Raw genomic sequence first — 14,241 nt, 5'->3', positions numbered from 1 at the left:
CGCCTGAACCCGCCGCACCCGCCACCGCACCCGCCACCGCACCCGCCACTGGGCCCGGCGAGACGGTGTTGCGCGCCACCGGGCTGCACAAGACCTACCGCGGCGGGATGCTTTCGCGCGGCGGCGCCGTACGCGCGGTCGCGGGCGTGGACCTGGAACTGCGGGCCGGGGAGACGCTGGGCATCGTCGGCGAGTCCGGCTGCGGCAAGTCCACGCTGGCCCGCATGCTGGTCGGCCTCGAACGCCCCGACCAGGGCGAGGTGACCTTCCGCGACCGGCCGTTCTTCACCCGCGGCGGCGTGCCGCGCGACATCCGCCGCCGCGTCCAGATGGTCTTCCAGGACCCGCTGACCTCGCTCAACCCCCGCATGACCGTGCTCGACATCGTGGCCGAGCCGCTGCGCGTGCACCGGCTGTGCGCGGACGCCCGCGCCCTGCGCGAGCGGGTGGGAGAGCTGCTGTCGCTGGTCGGCCTGCCGCCCGAGCGGATGAACCGCTACCCGCACGAGTTCTCCGGCGGCCAGCGGCAGCGCATCGGCATCGCCCGCGCGCTGGCCACCGAGCCGGACGTGATCGTGTGCGACGAGCCGGTCTCGGCGCTGGACATGTCGGTGCAGGCGCAGGTGGTCAACCTGTTCGCCGAGCTGCAGCGCACGCTCGGGGTGGCGCTGGTGTTCATCGCCCACGACCTGGCCGTGGTCCGGCACGTGTCGCACCGGGTCGCCGTGATGTACCTGGGCCGGCTGGCGGAGACCGGGCCGGCGGCCGCGGTGTACGGCAGCCCCGCGCATCCGTACACGATGGCCCTGCTGTCGGCGGCGCCCGCGGCCAAGCCGCGGCTGCGGGGACGCAAGCGCATCATGCTGGCCGGCGACCCGCCGAGCCCGGTGGCGCCGCCGCCCGGCTGCCGCTTCCACACCCGCTGCTGGAAGGCCACCGACCGGTGCGCCGGCGAGGAACCCGCGCTCGAGCCCGTCGAAGGGCCCGCCACTGGGCCCGCCGCTGGGGGCGCCGCTGAGCCCGCCGCTGGGGGCGCCGCTGGGCGCGCCACTGGGCCGGCCGCTGGGGGTGGCCACGACGCGGCCTGCCACTACGCCGAACGGCCCTCCTGACGGGCCGGCGCCGGGCTCACGGCTCCCGGCGCAGGACGACCAGCGCGACGTCGTCCTCGCGTACGCCGAAGGCCCCCAGGAGGCGCTCGGCGAACTGCTCCAGGTCGTTCTCGACCGTCTCCGCCACCCTCCTGGCGACCTCCAGGCCGGCGTCGAGCGTGGTGGTACGGTCCTCCACCAGGCCGTCGGTGAACAACACCATCGTGCCGCCGGGCGGCAGCTTCAGCCGGTCGATTTCGTAGCGCTCCGGCATGACGCCCAGCAGCAGGTTGCCCAGGCTGTGATAGGCGGAGCGGGGCCCGGCGAGCAGGGGCGGGATGTGGCCGGCGTTGGCCACCTCGGCCTCACCCGTGGCCGGGTCGATGAGCACCAGGCAGAGGGTGGCCGTCACGCGCGGATGGTAGCGCCGTACCATCCGGTTGAGCAGGTCGAGCGTGGCGCTCAGGTCGACCTGGGCGATGAGCGTGGCCCGCATGGCGTGGCGGATCTCGGCCATCACGGTCGCGGCGTGCAGCGAGTGGCCCTCCACGTCGCCGATCGCCACCAGCACCCGGTGGTCGACCGGCAGCACCTCGTAGAAGTCGCCGCCGACCTCGACGTTGTCCACGGCCGGCTGGTAGCGCATGGCCAGGCGCAGGCCGGGCACGTCGGGGATGCCGGTGGGCAGCAGGCTGCGCTGCAGGGTGAGCGCGATCGCGTGCTCCTCCGTGTAGGCGCGCAGGGCGTCGACGGTCAGCGCCAGTTGCTGGCCCACCTGGCGTAGCAGGTTGACCTCGTCGGCGTCGAGCGGCGGGCCGCTCGCCACGCCGAGGTAGACCGGGGACCTGGACTTCCTCGTCCGGCAGAGCACGCCGGTGGCGGGGCCTTCGACGTCCACGCCCGGCAGGAGGGCCCGCCAGTCCTCGGCTTCCACCGTGAAGACCTGGGCGTGCGCGGCTCCGGCGGGCGCCGTACGGGAGAGCCGGTCGAGCACCTCGGGGCCGGCCGTGTGGGAGGTGGCCGGCTCGCCCGGCCGCGCGCAGGAGCGCCACGTCCTGCCCTCCGGCAGCAGCGCCAGGGTGCCGCAGAAGCGGCCGAGCAGGTCGGCCGTGCCCTCGGCGGCCACCGCCAGCACCTGGTCGAACGTCTCCGCCTCGTTCATCGTGAGCGTCACGTCGGCCAGCCTGGCCAGCCGCCGGGCCATGAGTTCGGCCCGCCACCGCGCCCGGTAGTAGCGCAGCATGGCCCGCACGGTGGCGGCGAACTCGGCGGGCTCGATCGGCTCGATCAGGTACGCGTCGGCTCCGCGTTCCAGCCCTTCCGCGCGATCGGCCACCGTGATGGCGTTGGCCGACACCTGGACGACGGGGATCGACGCGGTGGCCGGGTCGGCCTTGATCCGCTCGCACACCTCAAATCCGGATATGTCGGGCAGCCGTACGTCGAGGACGACCAGGTCGATCGGGCCCTCGGCCAGCTTGCGCAGCGCCTCCTCCCCTCCGCCCGCCTCGACCACGCTGTGCCCGGACCTGCGCAGCCATCTCGCGAGGATGTAGCGCTTGGTCGGCGTGTCGTCGACCACGAGGACGGTTCCGGGCTGCGTGTCCGTCACGGGGGCGAGCTCCTGCCGCGTCACGCTTCGCCCCCTCTCGCCCGGCGGATGGCCTGGATCAGCTGGTCCCTGCGCAGCCCCTGCTTGGACAGCACCGCCCTGCCCCCCGGCGCGTGCTGGGGCTGCACGGTCACCACGACCACGGGGATCCCGCTCAGCCGGTCGTCCTCGGCCATCCGCAGCAGCAGCGCGTGCCCGTCCACGCGCGGCATGAGCAGGTCGATGAGCACCACGTCGGGCGGCTCGGCGGCCATCGCCTCCAGGGCTGCGGCCCCGTCGGCCGCCTCGTCGACGTGAACGGCGAAGCCGTGCAGCATGCGGCGGGCGGCCGCGCGGAACACCTCGTCGTCGTCGGCGACGAGCACCCGCTCCACTTCGGGCGGCCCGCCGTGGTGCGGCAGCCTGAGCGTGGCGGTGGTGCCCTCGCCCGGCGTGCTGTCCAGCTCAAGGGTGCCGCCGAGCGCCTCGGCCAGCCTGCGCGCGTACGGCAGGCCGAGGCCGGTGCCCCTGGCCCCGACCTGGAAGGAGCCCGGCACCTGGTAGAAGTCCTCGAACACGCGCCTCAGGTGCTCGGGCGGGATGCCGATCCCGGTGTCGGCCACCGTGATGACGACCTCGTCCCCGTCGTCGTCGGCGCGTACGTCCAGCCGCACCTCGCCGCTCTCGGTGAACTTCAGCGCGTTGGACAGCAGGTTGCGCAGGATCGTGACGAGCATGCCCTCGTCCACGTGCAGCACGGCGGCTTCGGGCGCCACGTGGTGGCTCAGCTCGACGCCGCCCCGCACGCGCGTCGGGCGCATCGTCACGTGCAGGTGCTCGGCCACGTCCGTCAGGCTGACCGTGGTGGGGTGCGGGTCGAGGCGGCCCGACTCGGCCTTGGCCATGTCGAGCAGCTCGCTGACCAGCGCCAGCAGCGTCCTGGTCGAGTTGCCGATGAGCTCGACCTGGTGGGCCTGCTCCTCGGTCAGCGGGTCGCCGCCCGGCCCGGTCAGCAACCCCACCAGGCCGATGACCGAGTTGAGCGGCGTGCGCAGCTCGTGGCTGATCGTGGCCCAGAAGCGGTTGCGCGCCTCGTTGGCCTCGCGGAGCTGGCTGGACTTCTCATCCAGCTCGGCGTAGAGGGCGACCACTCCCCTGTTGGTCTCCTCCAGCTCGGCGGAGAGCTGGTTGTACATCGCCAGCACGCCCGTGTTGGTCTCCTGCAGCTCGGCGTTGAGCCGCAGCACGTCGTCCAGGGTGGCGGCCAGTTCCCGGTTCTGGTCCCGCAGCTCTTCGAGAGCGGAGACGGGAGAGAGCCTGGTCAGCCGGTCGCGGAGGTCGGAGATCGGGCCGCGCCGCAGCTGCGGCCGCAACCGCTTGGCGAGCGTGACGCGCCCGTCGTCGAGCTCGACCCGGTCGACCAGCCGGCCCGCCAGCCTGACGCCCTCCGACCCGGCCAGGCCTGAGCGGTCGCCGTGGGTCACGGTGATCAGCAGTTCGTCCTCGGCGAGCGCGATCATCGCGAGCGCGCCGCGGCCGTAGACCTCTCTGCCGACCTCGCTGAGCGCCGTCGCCACCCGTACCTGGTCCTGCGGCTCCAGGCCGGCCAGCTCGGCGGCGGCACGGCCGAGGCGGCGCAGTACGAACACGTCCTGGTCGGCGTCGAGCCGGACACTGATGAGCTCGGTGGCCGCCTTCACGAGCCCGTCCTCGCCGCCACCACGCACACGTCGTCGCGCCTGGTGCCGGCCTCGCGCAGCAGGCCGGCGGCGATCACGGTGGGGGTGCGGGCGAACAGGCCGGGCAGGTGCGCCGGGTCCCAGCGCTCCGACATCCCGTCGGAGTGCATGATCACGGTGGCGTGGCCGGGCAGCTCGTACGTGTGCTGCCGCAGCCGCGACCCGTGGTGGCCGGCGATGCCCGGGACCGACACCATGCCCTGCCGTCCCTGAGCGTGCGCGACCCAGCCTGAGATGTTGCCGAGCCCCGCGTAGGTCACCGAGCCGCCGTTGAGCCGGGCGACCGCGAGCGCCCCTCCTCGCGTGACGCCCATCCCCCGGTGCAGCTGGTCCACGATGGCCAGCGGCTCACGCTCCGGCGCCTGGAGGAACAGCTCGACGGCCAGCTGCGAGGCCTGCGCCGCGATGTGGCCGTGGCCCAGCCCGTCGCAGACCATGATGGTGGTGGCGGCTCCCGTGGTGGAGATGGCGAAGGAGTCGCCGCACACCTGCTCGTCGCCGATGGGCCGGGTCAGGCCGCTGGCCTGCGCCGGCGCGGCGGGCTTGCGGCCCGCGGTGAAGTACATCGCGAGCACGGTCCCTCTGCCGGGCAGGGAGTGCATGTCGTAGCCGGTGGCGATGCGGGCGATGGCGCCCATGCCGATGCCGAGCGTTCCCGAGGAGGAGTACCCGTCGCGCAGCGCCCGGCCGATGTCGGCCATGCCCGGCCCCGCGTCGACGGCGATGAGCTCCACCGTGGCGGGGGGCTCGGGGTTCATGCGGATCATGACGCTGCCCTCGACGGCGTGCTTGACGAGGTTGGACACCGCCTCGCTGACCGCTACCGCCACCTGACCGGTCTGCGTCGCGTCGAATCCGGCCAGGCCGGCCAGCTCGACGGCCCGCCGGCGTACGGCGCCCACCGCGCTGGTGTCCTCCGCGCGGATCCAGGCGCCCATCCGCCGGCTGGTCACGTGACCCATCGCGTCACCCGGCCTGCTCCGTCACCGGGCCCGCTCGTCACCGAGCCCATTTCGTCACCGTCACCGTCGTGCCCTGTCCTGGCTTGGAGAGCAGGTCGAACTCGTCCACCAGCCGCCGTGACCCGCCGAGTCCCAGGCCGAGGCCCGTGCCGGTGGTCCAGCCGTCGGTGAGCGCCTGCTCGATGTCCGGGATGCCCGGCCCTTCATCGTTGACGACCAGCCTGAGCCCGCGGCTCTTCCCGTTCTCGACGACGTCCACGCGCAGCTCGCCCCGTCCCGCGTAGACGAGGGCGTTGCGCGCCAGCTCGCTGGCGGCTGTGATGATCTTGGTCTGGTCGATGAGCGACAACCCCACCTCGATGGCGGCGCTCCTGACGAGCCGGCGTACCGCCACGACGTCGGCGCTGCTCTCGATGACCGCGTCCCGGGTCACAACCCCGCGCCCCCGACGTGGTTCAGCAGCGCCACCCCTTTCTCCAGGTCGAGCGCCGTCCGGACGCCACCGAGCGAGAGTCCGAGCTCCACGAGCGTGATCGCCACGGCCGGCCGCATGCCGACGACCACGGCGTGCGCGTCGAGCATGCGGCACATCGCGGCGATCGTGGCCAGCATCCGCCCGGTGAACGAGTCGACGATCTCGACGGCGGAGATGTCGATGATCACTCCCTTGGCCCCGCGGGCGACGACCGCCGCGGCCAGGTCCTCCTGCAGTACGAGCACGCTCTGGTCGTCCAGGTCCACCTGGATGGAGACGATCAGCAGGTCGCCGAGCTTGAGAATGGGCACCCGATCCACTAGTCCCGCTCCGCCCGTACGGTGACGTGCGTGGCCGGCCGGCCGCTCACCTGCACGCCGCTGCGTTTGAAGGCGTGGGCGAGCGCGTCGGCCAGCGACGTCTTGGTCACGATGTCGCCGAACTCGATGCCGAGCGTGACGATGGTGTGCGCGATCTGCGGGCGGATGCCGGAGATGACGCATTCGGCGCCCATGAGCCGCGCCGCGAACACGGTTTTGAGCAGGTGCTGGGCGACCTGCGTGTCGACCGCCGGGACGCCGGTGATGTCGATGACCGCGTGCTCGGCGCCGGTCTCGACCAGGGTCTCCAGCAGCTTCTCCGTGACCACCTGGGTGCGGGCCGAGTCGAGCGTGCCGATGAGCGGCACGGCCAGGATGCCGTCCCAGAGTTTGACCACGGGGGTGGACAGTTCGAGCAGCTGCTCGGCCTGATCCATGATGATCTTCTCGCGGGCTTCGGCGTACGCCTCGAACGTGAACAGCCCGAGGTCGTCGATGAGGCGGGCGAACCGGATGAATCCGCGCAGCACCTCGGTGTCGGCGTCGGCGACCACGATCTCGTACAGGGCTCCCTTCAGGCCGAAGACGGCCTTTGAGGTCTCGGCCGGCGAGTAGCCGGCGCGCGCCCGCGACCGCGACAGCTCGGTGAGCAGGCCGCGGAGGTCGGCGTGGTCGCCGCCCTGCTCCAGTGCGCCGAGGATGGCCCGGTAGAGCTCCAGCAGCTCGTCGCGCGGCGCGTTGGCCGACTGCGCCCACCGGGTGACGACCTGTTCTTCATGGGCGCGGAGCATCTCGCTCACACGCCGGTCCACGTCTGCTTGATCCGACAAAATCTCTCCAGAGGGGGTTCTCGACGTGCACTCCTGGCTTCCCCCGGTACACCCTTCTCTGCCCAGAGTCACCCCCGAGTACTACGCGGAGGTTCAAACCGTGCGGCGACGCGGACGACACGGCGGCTTCCGTACGGTCGCGGCATGCTCAGAAACCTCGCTCTCGCCGGGCTTGTCGCGGCCGGCACGTTCCTGCTGCTGCCGACGCCGCCGGGCGGGCGGCTGGTGAAGATCTACGGAGACCTGAGAACGGCCTCCCGGGTGGTCGTCATCGTGCCCGGCACCGACACGACGGCGCAGACCTTCGACGACGGCACACACCGGCCCGGCGGCGCCGCGCGGGCACTGCTGGCCGAGGCCGCCCGCCTGGCGCCGCGGGCGCGGCTGGCGGTGGTGGCGTGGCTGGGCTACGACGCGCCGCGCACGCTGAGCCTGGACACGATCGGTGACGGCGCCGCCCGTGCCGGGGCCGCCGAGCTGCGCCGCACGGTCGCGGAGCTGCGCGGGCGCACGGACGCGCCGGTGGCGCTGCTCTGCCACAGCTACGGTTCGGTGGTATGCGCCAGGGCGATGCCCGGCCCGGCACCCGGCTTGATGCCCAGCCTGACGCCCCGCCTGGCACTCGGCTTGATGCCCGGCCGTGCGCCCGGCCTGGCACCCGGCCTGCCGGTCTCCGGCGTGGCCTTCTTCGGCAGCCCGGGCGTCGGTGCGCCGTCGGCGGCCGCGCTGACCGCGCCGCCCCGCGCCGTCACGCCGCCCTCGGCTCCCCGCGCCCGTGGATCCGCCCGTGGGTCAGACCGTGGGTACGCCCGCGGGTCAGACCCTGGGGACGCCCGTGAGTCAGACCCTGGATCGGCCCGTGAGTCAGACTCTGGGGACGCCCGTGAGTCCGCCCGTGGGCACGTCTCCGCGGCGGGCGGTGTGCCCGCACGGCCGCGCGTGTGGGCGGGGCTCGCGGCCAACGACTGGATCAGGTTCGTGCCCAAGACCACGCTCGGCCCGCTGGGGTTCGGCACCGATCCTATGAGCCCTGGCTTCGGCGCCCGCGTGTTCGACGCGGGTTCTGGAGGGCACAGCGACTACTTCGAGCCCGGCACCGCTTCGCTGCGCAACCTGACCATGATCGCGCTGGGGCGGTCCGGGCAGGTCACCGGTTGACGGCGGCCGTCCGCGGGTAGGAAGGAATTTGATGACATGGTGTCGTCATCAGCTTGACGCCGGCGGACACCGTTTGTGACACTTCGTCATGAAAACACCAGCGGACTTGAGGTGGGCTGTGACGACGTCGTTCTCCGAGAGCTTGAGAAACGCCACCTGGGCCGACCATCAGTCGGCCGAGTCCGAGGGCTATCTCACCGAACTCATGGCCGGCCGGTTGAGCGAGCACCAATACGGCGAGATGGTGGCCCAGCACTACTTCGCCTACATCGCGCTCGACGGGGTGTCGCGGGAGCTGGCCAGGCACCCGGTGGCCGGCCGTTTCGTCTTCCCCGAGCTCTACCGCGAGCCCGCCCTCGAACGCGATCTGGCCACCGTCTACGGGCCGGGCTGGCGCGAGCGCATCACGCCGTCGGCCTCCACCCGAGCCCTGGTGGCGCGCATCCGCGCGACGGCCGGCTGGCCGGGCGGCTACATCGCCCACCACTACACGCGCTACCTCGGCGACCTGTCCGGCGGGCAGTTCATCCGCATGGAGCTGCAGAAGATCTACGGCTACGCCAAGGGCGGGGGCGTCGACTTCTACTTCTTCGACGAGCTCGGCAGCCTGCCCCGGTTCAAGACCGAATACCGGTCCCGGCTCGACGCGCTGGAGCTCGACGAGAACGAGCGTCAGCGCGTCATCGGCGAGGTCAAGCTCGCCTACCGGCTCAACACCGACGTCCTCGCCGAGCTTTTCCACACCGTCAGGGCCGCCGCCTGACCCGCGGCCACCGCCCGGCCTGCTCGTCGGCCACGCGGCGAGGGTGAGGCGCCCGGCGAAGGTGCCCGGTATGTTCCGCAGGCGAGATCGCCCGTACGGCCTACCATGGGCATATGCCCCGCATCTCCGCCGCCACCATCGGCGAGCACCGCGCCCAGACGCGCGACCGCATTCTGCAGGCCGTCTCGCGGCTGTCCAGGGAGCAGGGCATCGACGCCATCTCTATGACCGACGTGGCCGGTGAGGCCGGCATCACGCGCACCGTGCTCTACAACTACTTCCCCGACAAGACCGCGCTGCTGCTGGCCTTCACCGAGCGGGTCACCCACTACTTCATCGACAGCTACGAGCGGGAGCTGCCCGCCGGCGCCTCTCCCGCCGACCGGTTGCGGGCGTTCGTACGCCTCCAGCTGGACGGCCTGCTCGCCCATCCGCATCCGGGCGCCGCCGACCTCAGCGCCACGCTCGGGCCCGACGCCTACCAGCGGCTGGCCGAGCACGTCGCGCCCATGCAGCGGGTCCTCGTCGAGATCCTGGAGAACGGCCAGGCGTCGGGTGACTTCCAGCTGCTCGACGCGCCGGCCACGGCGCGGATGGTCCTCGCCGTCATCGGCGCGGAGCGGGTGCCGCTGATCAGCGGCGACGTCACGGTGGAGGCCGCCGCCGAGCTGGTCACCGCGTTCGTGCTGCGAGCCCTCGGGGTCGACGCCGCGCCCCGGTGACAGGATGGGCCCATGACCTCCGGGCCTGAGAAACGCCCCGCCGATGAGCGCGCCGGTGAGCGCGCGGATAAACACGCCGGTGAGCGCGGGGGTGAACATGCCGGTGAGCACGCCGAGCTCAGGTCGGCGCGTGGGCGCTGGATCCTGTTCGCGACGGTGCTGGGCTCGGGTCTGGCGCTGCTCGACAGCACCGTGGTCAACGTCGCGCTCCCCTACCTGGGCAGGGAACTCGACGCCGGCATGGCGGGGCTGCAGTGGACGATCAACTCCTACACGCTCACACTCGCCGGACTGATCCTGCTCGGCGGTTCGCTGGGCGACCGTTACGGCCGGCGCACCGTGTTCGTCATCGGCGTCGTGTGGTTCGCCGTCGCCTCCGCACTGTGCGGGCTGTCGCCGAGCATCGAGTTCCTCATCGGGGCCAGGGCCCTGCAGGGCATCGGCGGCGCGCTGCTCACGCCCGGCTCGCTGGCGATCATTCAGGCGTCGTTCGTCCGGCACGACCGGCCGCGCGCCGTGGGCACGTGGTCGGGGCTCGGCGGCGTGGCCAGCGCGATCGGGCCACTGCTGGGCGGGTGGCTGGTGCAGACCGCCGGATGGCGGTGGGCGTTCCTGATCAACCTGCCGTTCGCCGCACTCATCGTGTTCGTCGCCCTGCGCCACGTGCCCGAGAGCAAGGACGAGCAGGCCGCGGGGCGCTTCGACGTGCTGGGCTCGGTCCTCGCGGCACTGGCGCTGGCCGGGATCACCTACGGGCTGATCCAGCAGGGCGCCCCGGCGCCGCTGCTCGCCGGGCTGCTGCTGGGGGCGGCGTTCGTGGCGGTCCAGGTGCGCAGATCGCCGGACTCGCTGGTGCCCGTCGACATCTTCCGCGATCGCGTGTTCACGGCCGTCAACGTGGTGACACTGATCATGTACGCGGCCATGGGCGTGGTGTTCTTCCTGCTCGTGGTGCAGCTCCAGGTCGTCTCCGGCTTCTCCCCCATCGCCGCCGGGCTGGCGATGTTGCCCACGACGATCCTCATGATGGTGTTGTCGGGCAGGGCCGGCGAGCTGGCCAAGCGGATCGGGCCGCGCTGGCCGATGACGGGCGGGATCCTGCTGGCGGGCGCCGGTTTCCTGTGGATGAGCACCATCGGGTACGGCGCGTCCTATCCGTTCCAGGTGCTGCCCGCCGTGTCCGTCTTCGGGCTGGGATTGTCGGGGGCGGTCGCGCCGCTGACCGCGACCGTGCTGGCCACGGTCGAGGACCGCCACGCGGGCACGGCCAGCGGCGTCAACAACGCGGTGGCCCGCACCGGCAGCCTCTTCGCGGTGGCCGCGGTGCCGCCGGTGGTCGGCCTGGTCGGCGACGCGTTCGAGAATCCGCCGGTGTTCGACGCGGGCTTCAGGGCGGCCATGCTGATCAGCGCCGCCATGATGGTGGTGGCCGCGCTGATCACGTTCTTCACCATCAGGTCGAACGTGCTCGCCGCCGACGACTGAGGGCGATCAGAAGGTGAATGCCTGGCTGCGCACGCTGTTGTCGAAGTTCGACAGGAGCAGCTCGGGCTCGCCGACCGCGCGGATGCCGGGCAGCCGGGTCAGCAGCTCGCGGAACATCGTGCGCAGCTCCTGCCTGGCCAGGTTGGCGCCGAGGCAGAAGTGCGGGCCGGGGCCGCCGAAGCCGACGTGCGGCTTGGTGTCGCGGGTGATGTCGAACGTGTCGGGGTCGGGGAAGACCGACTCGTCCCGGTTGGCCGAGCCGTAGAAGAGCACGACCTTGTCGCCCTTCTTCAGCTCCAGGCCGCGCAGCGTGTAGTCCTCGGTGACCGTGCGCCGGAACTGCATGATCGGCGACACGTAGCGGACCATCTCCTCGACGGCGCCGTTGATGTGGGCGTCGAAGTCGCTCATCAGCAGCTCGCGCTGCGCCGGGTTGTCGGTGAGCAGCTTGATGCCGTGGGCCATCGTGTTGCGGGCCGTCTCGTTGCCCGCGACCAGCAGCAGCGCGAAGAACGAGCCGAGCTCCTTGTCGGCCAGCTTCTCCCCGTCGGGGTTGGCGTTGACCAGGAGGGAGACGAGGTCGCCCTTGGGGTCGGCGACCCGCTCGTGGCCGAGCTTGATGACCATGCGCTGCAGGGCGAGCAGGGCCAGCATGTTCTGGCCGGCCATCTGGACGCTACGGGCCAGGCTCGGGCGCACGCCGGTGTAGGCGGTGGAGATGTCGACGTGCTGATGCACCTTGGCCCGCAACTCCTGCGGGATGTCCAGCATGTCGCAGATGACGTGGATGGGCAGCCGGGCGGCGACCTGGGAGACGAAGTCGCGCGGGCCATGCCTGACCACGTCGTCGACGATGCCGGCGCAGGCCGCCTCGATGTCGCTCTGCAGGTTGGCCAGCATCTTCGGGCTGAACGAGCGCGTGACGATCCTGCGCAGGCGCGCGTGGCGGGGATCGTCCATGTTGACCATCGACTCTCCGAACACCTGCTTCACCCAGCCGGGCGGCTCGGGATTGGTGACAGCGGGCTCGCTGGAGAACACCTTGGCGTTGCGGCTGGCCTCGATCACGTCCGCGTGGCGTACGAGGGCGTAGAAGCCCTTGCCCGAGCGCAGGAGCGGCACCTTCTTCTCCGGGAAGAACACCGGAAGCTCCAGCCCGCGAAGCCGGGCGAACGCCTCGTTGCGCTCTTTGAGCGGCTTGCGCCAGAAATCCAGGTCGGCGAGGTCGATGTCGTCCACCCGACTATCCTGGCACGCTCCTACGCCGCTCCCGTACGGAAAACCCCGCGCCCGCGGGGGCCTGCCGCGGACGGCGGGCGATGTGCATCCCGCCCTCCTGGCCCGTTCCCGCGCCGTTCAGACCCGGTTCGGCCTGCCCGGTCATGACTTGTGGTGTGAACGCTGTGCTCGCCGCCTGCCTGGTCCTGTCCCTCCTCACCGGTACGGCCCCCGCGACGGCTTCCGCGACAGCCCGGTCGTGCACCGGCCGGCCGCTCGACTTCGACGCCGACGGGCGCCCCGACCTCGCCGTGGCCGCGCCCTACGACGATGCCAGGGCCGGTTCCGTGACCGTGACGTACGGCTCCGGCCGGACGGTCAAGCTCGTCCAGGACGACGCCGAGCCGGGTGACGCGTTCGGCTCCGCGCTGGCCACCGGCGACTTCAACGGCGACCGGTGCGCCGACCTGGCCGTGGGGGTGTCTGAGGAGTTCATCGGTGAGCGGGTGCCCGGCGGCGACGGGAACGGGGTCGTGCACATCTACGACGGCTCCCCCGGCGGCCTGGTCGCCGGCCGGCGGCTGGCGCCCGCCGAACCGTCCAGCGACCGGTTCGGCGCGTCCCTGACCACCGGCGACCTCGACGGCGACGGCCGGGACGAGCTGGCCGTCGGCTCTCCCGGCCACCGCTCGGGCGGAGCCGTGACCGTGTACTGGATGAAGGGGCGCAAGCCGTACCGGATCACGCAGAAGACCCGGTGGGTACGGCAGCCCGCGCGCGTCACCGACCAGTGGGGCGCGGCGCTGACCACCGGCGACTTCGACGGGGACGGCAAGGACGAGCTGGTCGTGGGAGCGCCCGCCGACAGCCTCAGCCACGACGGGCAGGGCTCGGCCACCGTCATCGACGTCCGCGCGAAACATGCCCGGCTGCTCACCCAGAGCACGCCGGGCATCAAGGGTGCAGCGGAGAAATGGGACGGGTTCGGGGCCGCGCTGGCCACCGGCGACTTCAACGGCGACGGCAAGGACGACCTGGCCATCGGCGTACCCGGCGAAGGGCTCAGCGCCGGCCAGCGGGCCATGGACTACGGCGACGGCACCGTGGACGTGCTGTACGGCTCGCGCGGCGGGCTGCGTACCGACCGGACCGAGGCCTGGTCGCAGAACACGCTCGACGGCAGGCCCCGCTACTACGACCGGTTCGGGGCCGCGCTGGCGGCCGGGGACTTCAACGGCGACGGCAGGGACGACCTGGCCGTCGGCGTACCCGGGGAGAAGGCCGTCCAGGTGCTCGCGGGACGTGCGGCGGGCGGGCTCACGCGGAAGGGGAACCTGCTGGTCAAGGGCAGTGGACGTGACTTCGGCGCCGCGGTGACCGCCCTGCCCGGGTGGGGTGACGGTCACCGGGCCCTGACGCGGGGGCGTCCGGTGTACGCGCTCGTGGTGGCCGCGCCCGGGCGGGGGCTCGTCCTGTACGCGCCCGGGTCCCGCCGTCCTGGCCTGCGCCTGGGCAAGATACGCCCGCTCAGCGAGGGCACCGGCCTGTACGGCTACGCCTTCGCCTGACCGCGCGTTCCTTTACGGCACGTTCTTGAAGGCACCTTCCTTTACGGCAAGCCGACGTCACCGCACGCGCCGCCCCCAGTGGCCGCCCGTCCTGGCCGGTCGTGAAGGCCAACGGGTTGCTCGCCGTGACGACGCGCCAAGCCGGCCGTACGCCGTGGCGACATGTCACCCGTGACGCGACAAGGTGTGCTGGTGGTACCGGAACCGTCCGGCTCAGCCGGGGCGGCCGATCCGGTGGCCTGCTCGGACAACGCGGGGCGGCGCGAGGTTGCTGGGCGTGGGGCATTGGTTGGCGAGTCAGGCGGGTGGGGCGGCGGCC

The 14,241-nt window shown here is 72.2% G+C and carries 13 protein-coding genes; 6 read left to right on the top strand and 7 right to left on the bottom strand.

What is annotated here, in order from left to right; genetic code table 11:
- Window positions 1-65 precede the first annotated feature (65 nt).
- Window positions 66-1,112, top strand: coding sequence for an ABC transporter ATP-binding protein (locus E1295_RS43090; RefSeq protein ID WP_246081079.1), 1,047 nt, complete (start codon window positions 66-68; stop codon window positions 1,110-1,112).
- A gap of 16 nt (window positions 1,113-1,128) precedes the next feature.
- Here E1295_RS43090 and E1295_RS43085 read toward each other — a convergent pair whose 3' ends face one another.
- Genes E1295_RS43085 through E1295_RS43060 form a run of 6 tightly spaced genes read right to left on the bottom strand, consistent with a single transcriptional unit; the run spans window position 1,129 to window position 6,969 of the window.
- Window positions 1,129-2,703 carry a SpoIIE family protein phosphatase gene (locus tag E1295_RS43085; RefSeq protein ID WP_132640320.1) on the bottom strand — a complete coding sequence of 525 codons (1,575 nt, stop codon included), beginning with the start codon at window positions 2,701-2,703 and terminating at the stop codon, window positions 1,129-1,131.
- Between the two features lie 20 nt (window positions 2,704-2,723).
- Complete coding sequence (locus E1295_RS43080) at window positions 2,724-4,382, bottom strand: ATP-binding response regulator (protein WP_132640318.1); 1,659 nt, start codon at window positions 4,380-4,382, stop codon at window positions 2,724-2,726.
- Window positions 4,379-5,383, bottom strand: a complete 1,005-nt coding sequence (locus E1295_RS43075) for an ATP-binding protein (RefSeq protein WP_132640316.1) — start codon at window positions 5,381-5,383, stop codon at window positions 4,379-4,381. The genes E1295_RS43080 and E1295_RS43075 overlap by 4 nt, the downstream gene beginning before the upstream one ends.
- Before the next feature lie 37 nt (window positions 5,384-5,420).
- Window positions 5,421-5,816 carry an ATP-binding protein gene (locus tag E1295_RS43070; protein ID WP_132640314.1) on the bottom strand — a complete coding sequence of 132 codons (396 nt, stop codon included), beginning with the start codon at window positions 5,814-5,816 and terminating at the stop codon, window positions 5,421-5,423.
- Complete coding sequence (locus E1295_RS43065) at window positions 5,813-6,178, bottom strand: STAS domain-containing protein (RefSeq protein WP_132640312.1); 366 nt, start codon at window positions 6,176-6,178, stop codon at window positions 5,813-5,815. The genes E1295_RS43070 and E1295_RS43065 overlap by 4 nt, the downstream gene beginning before the upstream one ends.
- The gene (locus E1295_RS43060; RefSeq protein WP_132640324.1) at window positions 6,178-6,969 is read right to left on the bottom strand and encodes an STAS domain-containing protein; all 792 of its coding nucleotides are present in this window, start codon (window positions 6,967-6,969) and stop codon (window positions 6,178-6,180) included. Before E1295_RS43060 ends, E1295_RS43065 begins: the two co-directional genes overlap by 1 nt.
- Window positions 6,970-7,152: 183 nt before the next feature.
- On the opposite strand from E1295_RS43060, the gene E1295_RS43055 reads away from it, so the two are divergent.
- From E1295_RS43055 to E1295_RS43040, 4 genes are all read left to right on the top strand, one after another.
- Complete coding sequence (locus E1295_RS43055; RefSeq protein WP_166427692.1) at window positions 7,153-8,166, top strand: alpha/beta hydrolase; 1,014 nt, start codon at window positions 7,153-7,155, stop codon at window positions 8,164-8,166.
- A gap of 118 nt (window positions 8,167-8,284) precedes the next feature.
- Window positions 8,285-8,929 carry a biliverdin-producing heme oxygenase gene (locus tag E1295_RS43050; RefSeq protein WP_425465401.1) on the top strand — a complete coding sequence of 215 codons (645 nt, stop codon included), beginning with the start codon at window positions 8,285-8,287 and terminating at the stop codon, window positions 8,927-8,929.
- 113 nt (window positions 8,930-9,042) lie between these two features.
- Window positions 9,043-9,651, top strand: a complete 609-nt coding sequence (locus E1295_RS43045) for a TetR/AcrR family transcriptional regulator (protein WP_132640306.1) — start codon at window positions 9,043-9,045, stop codon at window positions 9,649-9,651.
- A gap of 12 nt (window positions 9,652-9,663) precedes the next feature.
- Window positions 9,664-11,136 (top strand): MFS transporter, encoded by a 1,473-nt coding sequence (locus tag E1295_RS43040; RefSeq protein WP_132640304.1) that lies wholly within the window; start codon window positions 9,664-9,666, stop codon window positions 11,134-11,136.
- Window positions 11,137-11,142: 6 nt separating this feature from the next.
- Here the strand turns inward: E1295_RS43040 and E1295_RS43035 are convergent, their stop codons facing one another.
- On the bottom strand, window positions 11,143-12,375 hold the full coding sequence (locus tag E1295_RS43035) for a cytochrome P450 (protein WP_132640302.1): 1,233 nt from the start codon (window positions 12,373-12,375) through the stop codon (window positions 11,143-11,145).
- Window positions 12,376-12,530: 155 nt separating this feature from the next.
- Between E1295_RS43035 and E1295_RS43030 the strand changes: the two genes are divergently transcribed.
- The gene (locus tag E1295_RS43030) at window positions 12,531-13,922 is read left to right on the top strand and encodes an FG-GAP-like repeat-containing protein (protein WP_132640300.1); all 1,392 of its coding nucleotides are present in this window, start codon (window positions 12,531-12,533) and stop codon (window positions 13,920-13,922) included.
- The last annotated feature ends 319 nt before the right edge of the window (window positions 13,923-14,241 follow it).

Origin of the sequence: Nonomuraea mesophila, assembly GCF_004352805.1 — a bacterium.
Lineage (GTDB): Bacteria > Actinomycetota > Actinomycetes > Streptosporangiales > Streptosporangiaceae > Nonomuraea > Nonomuraea longispora.
This window is presented reverse-complemented; position numbering and strand designations above follow the sequence as displayed.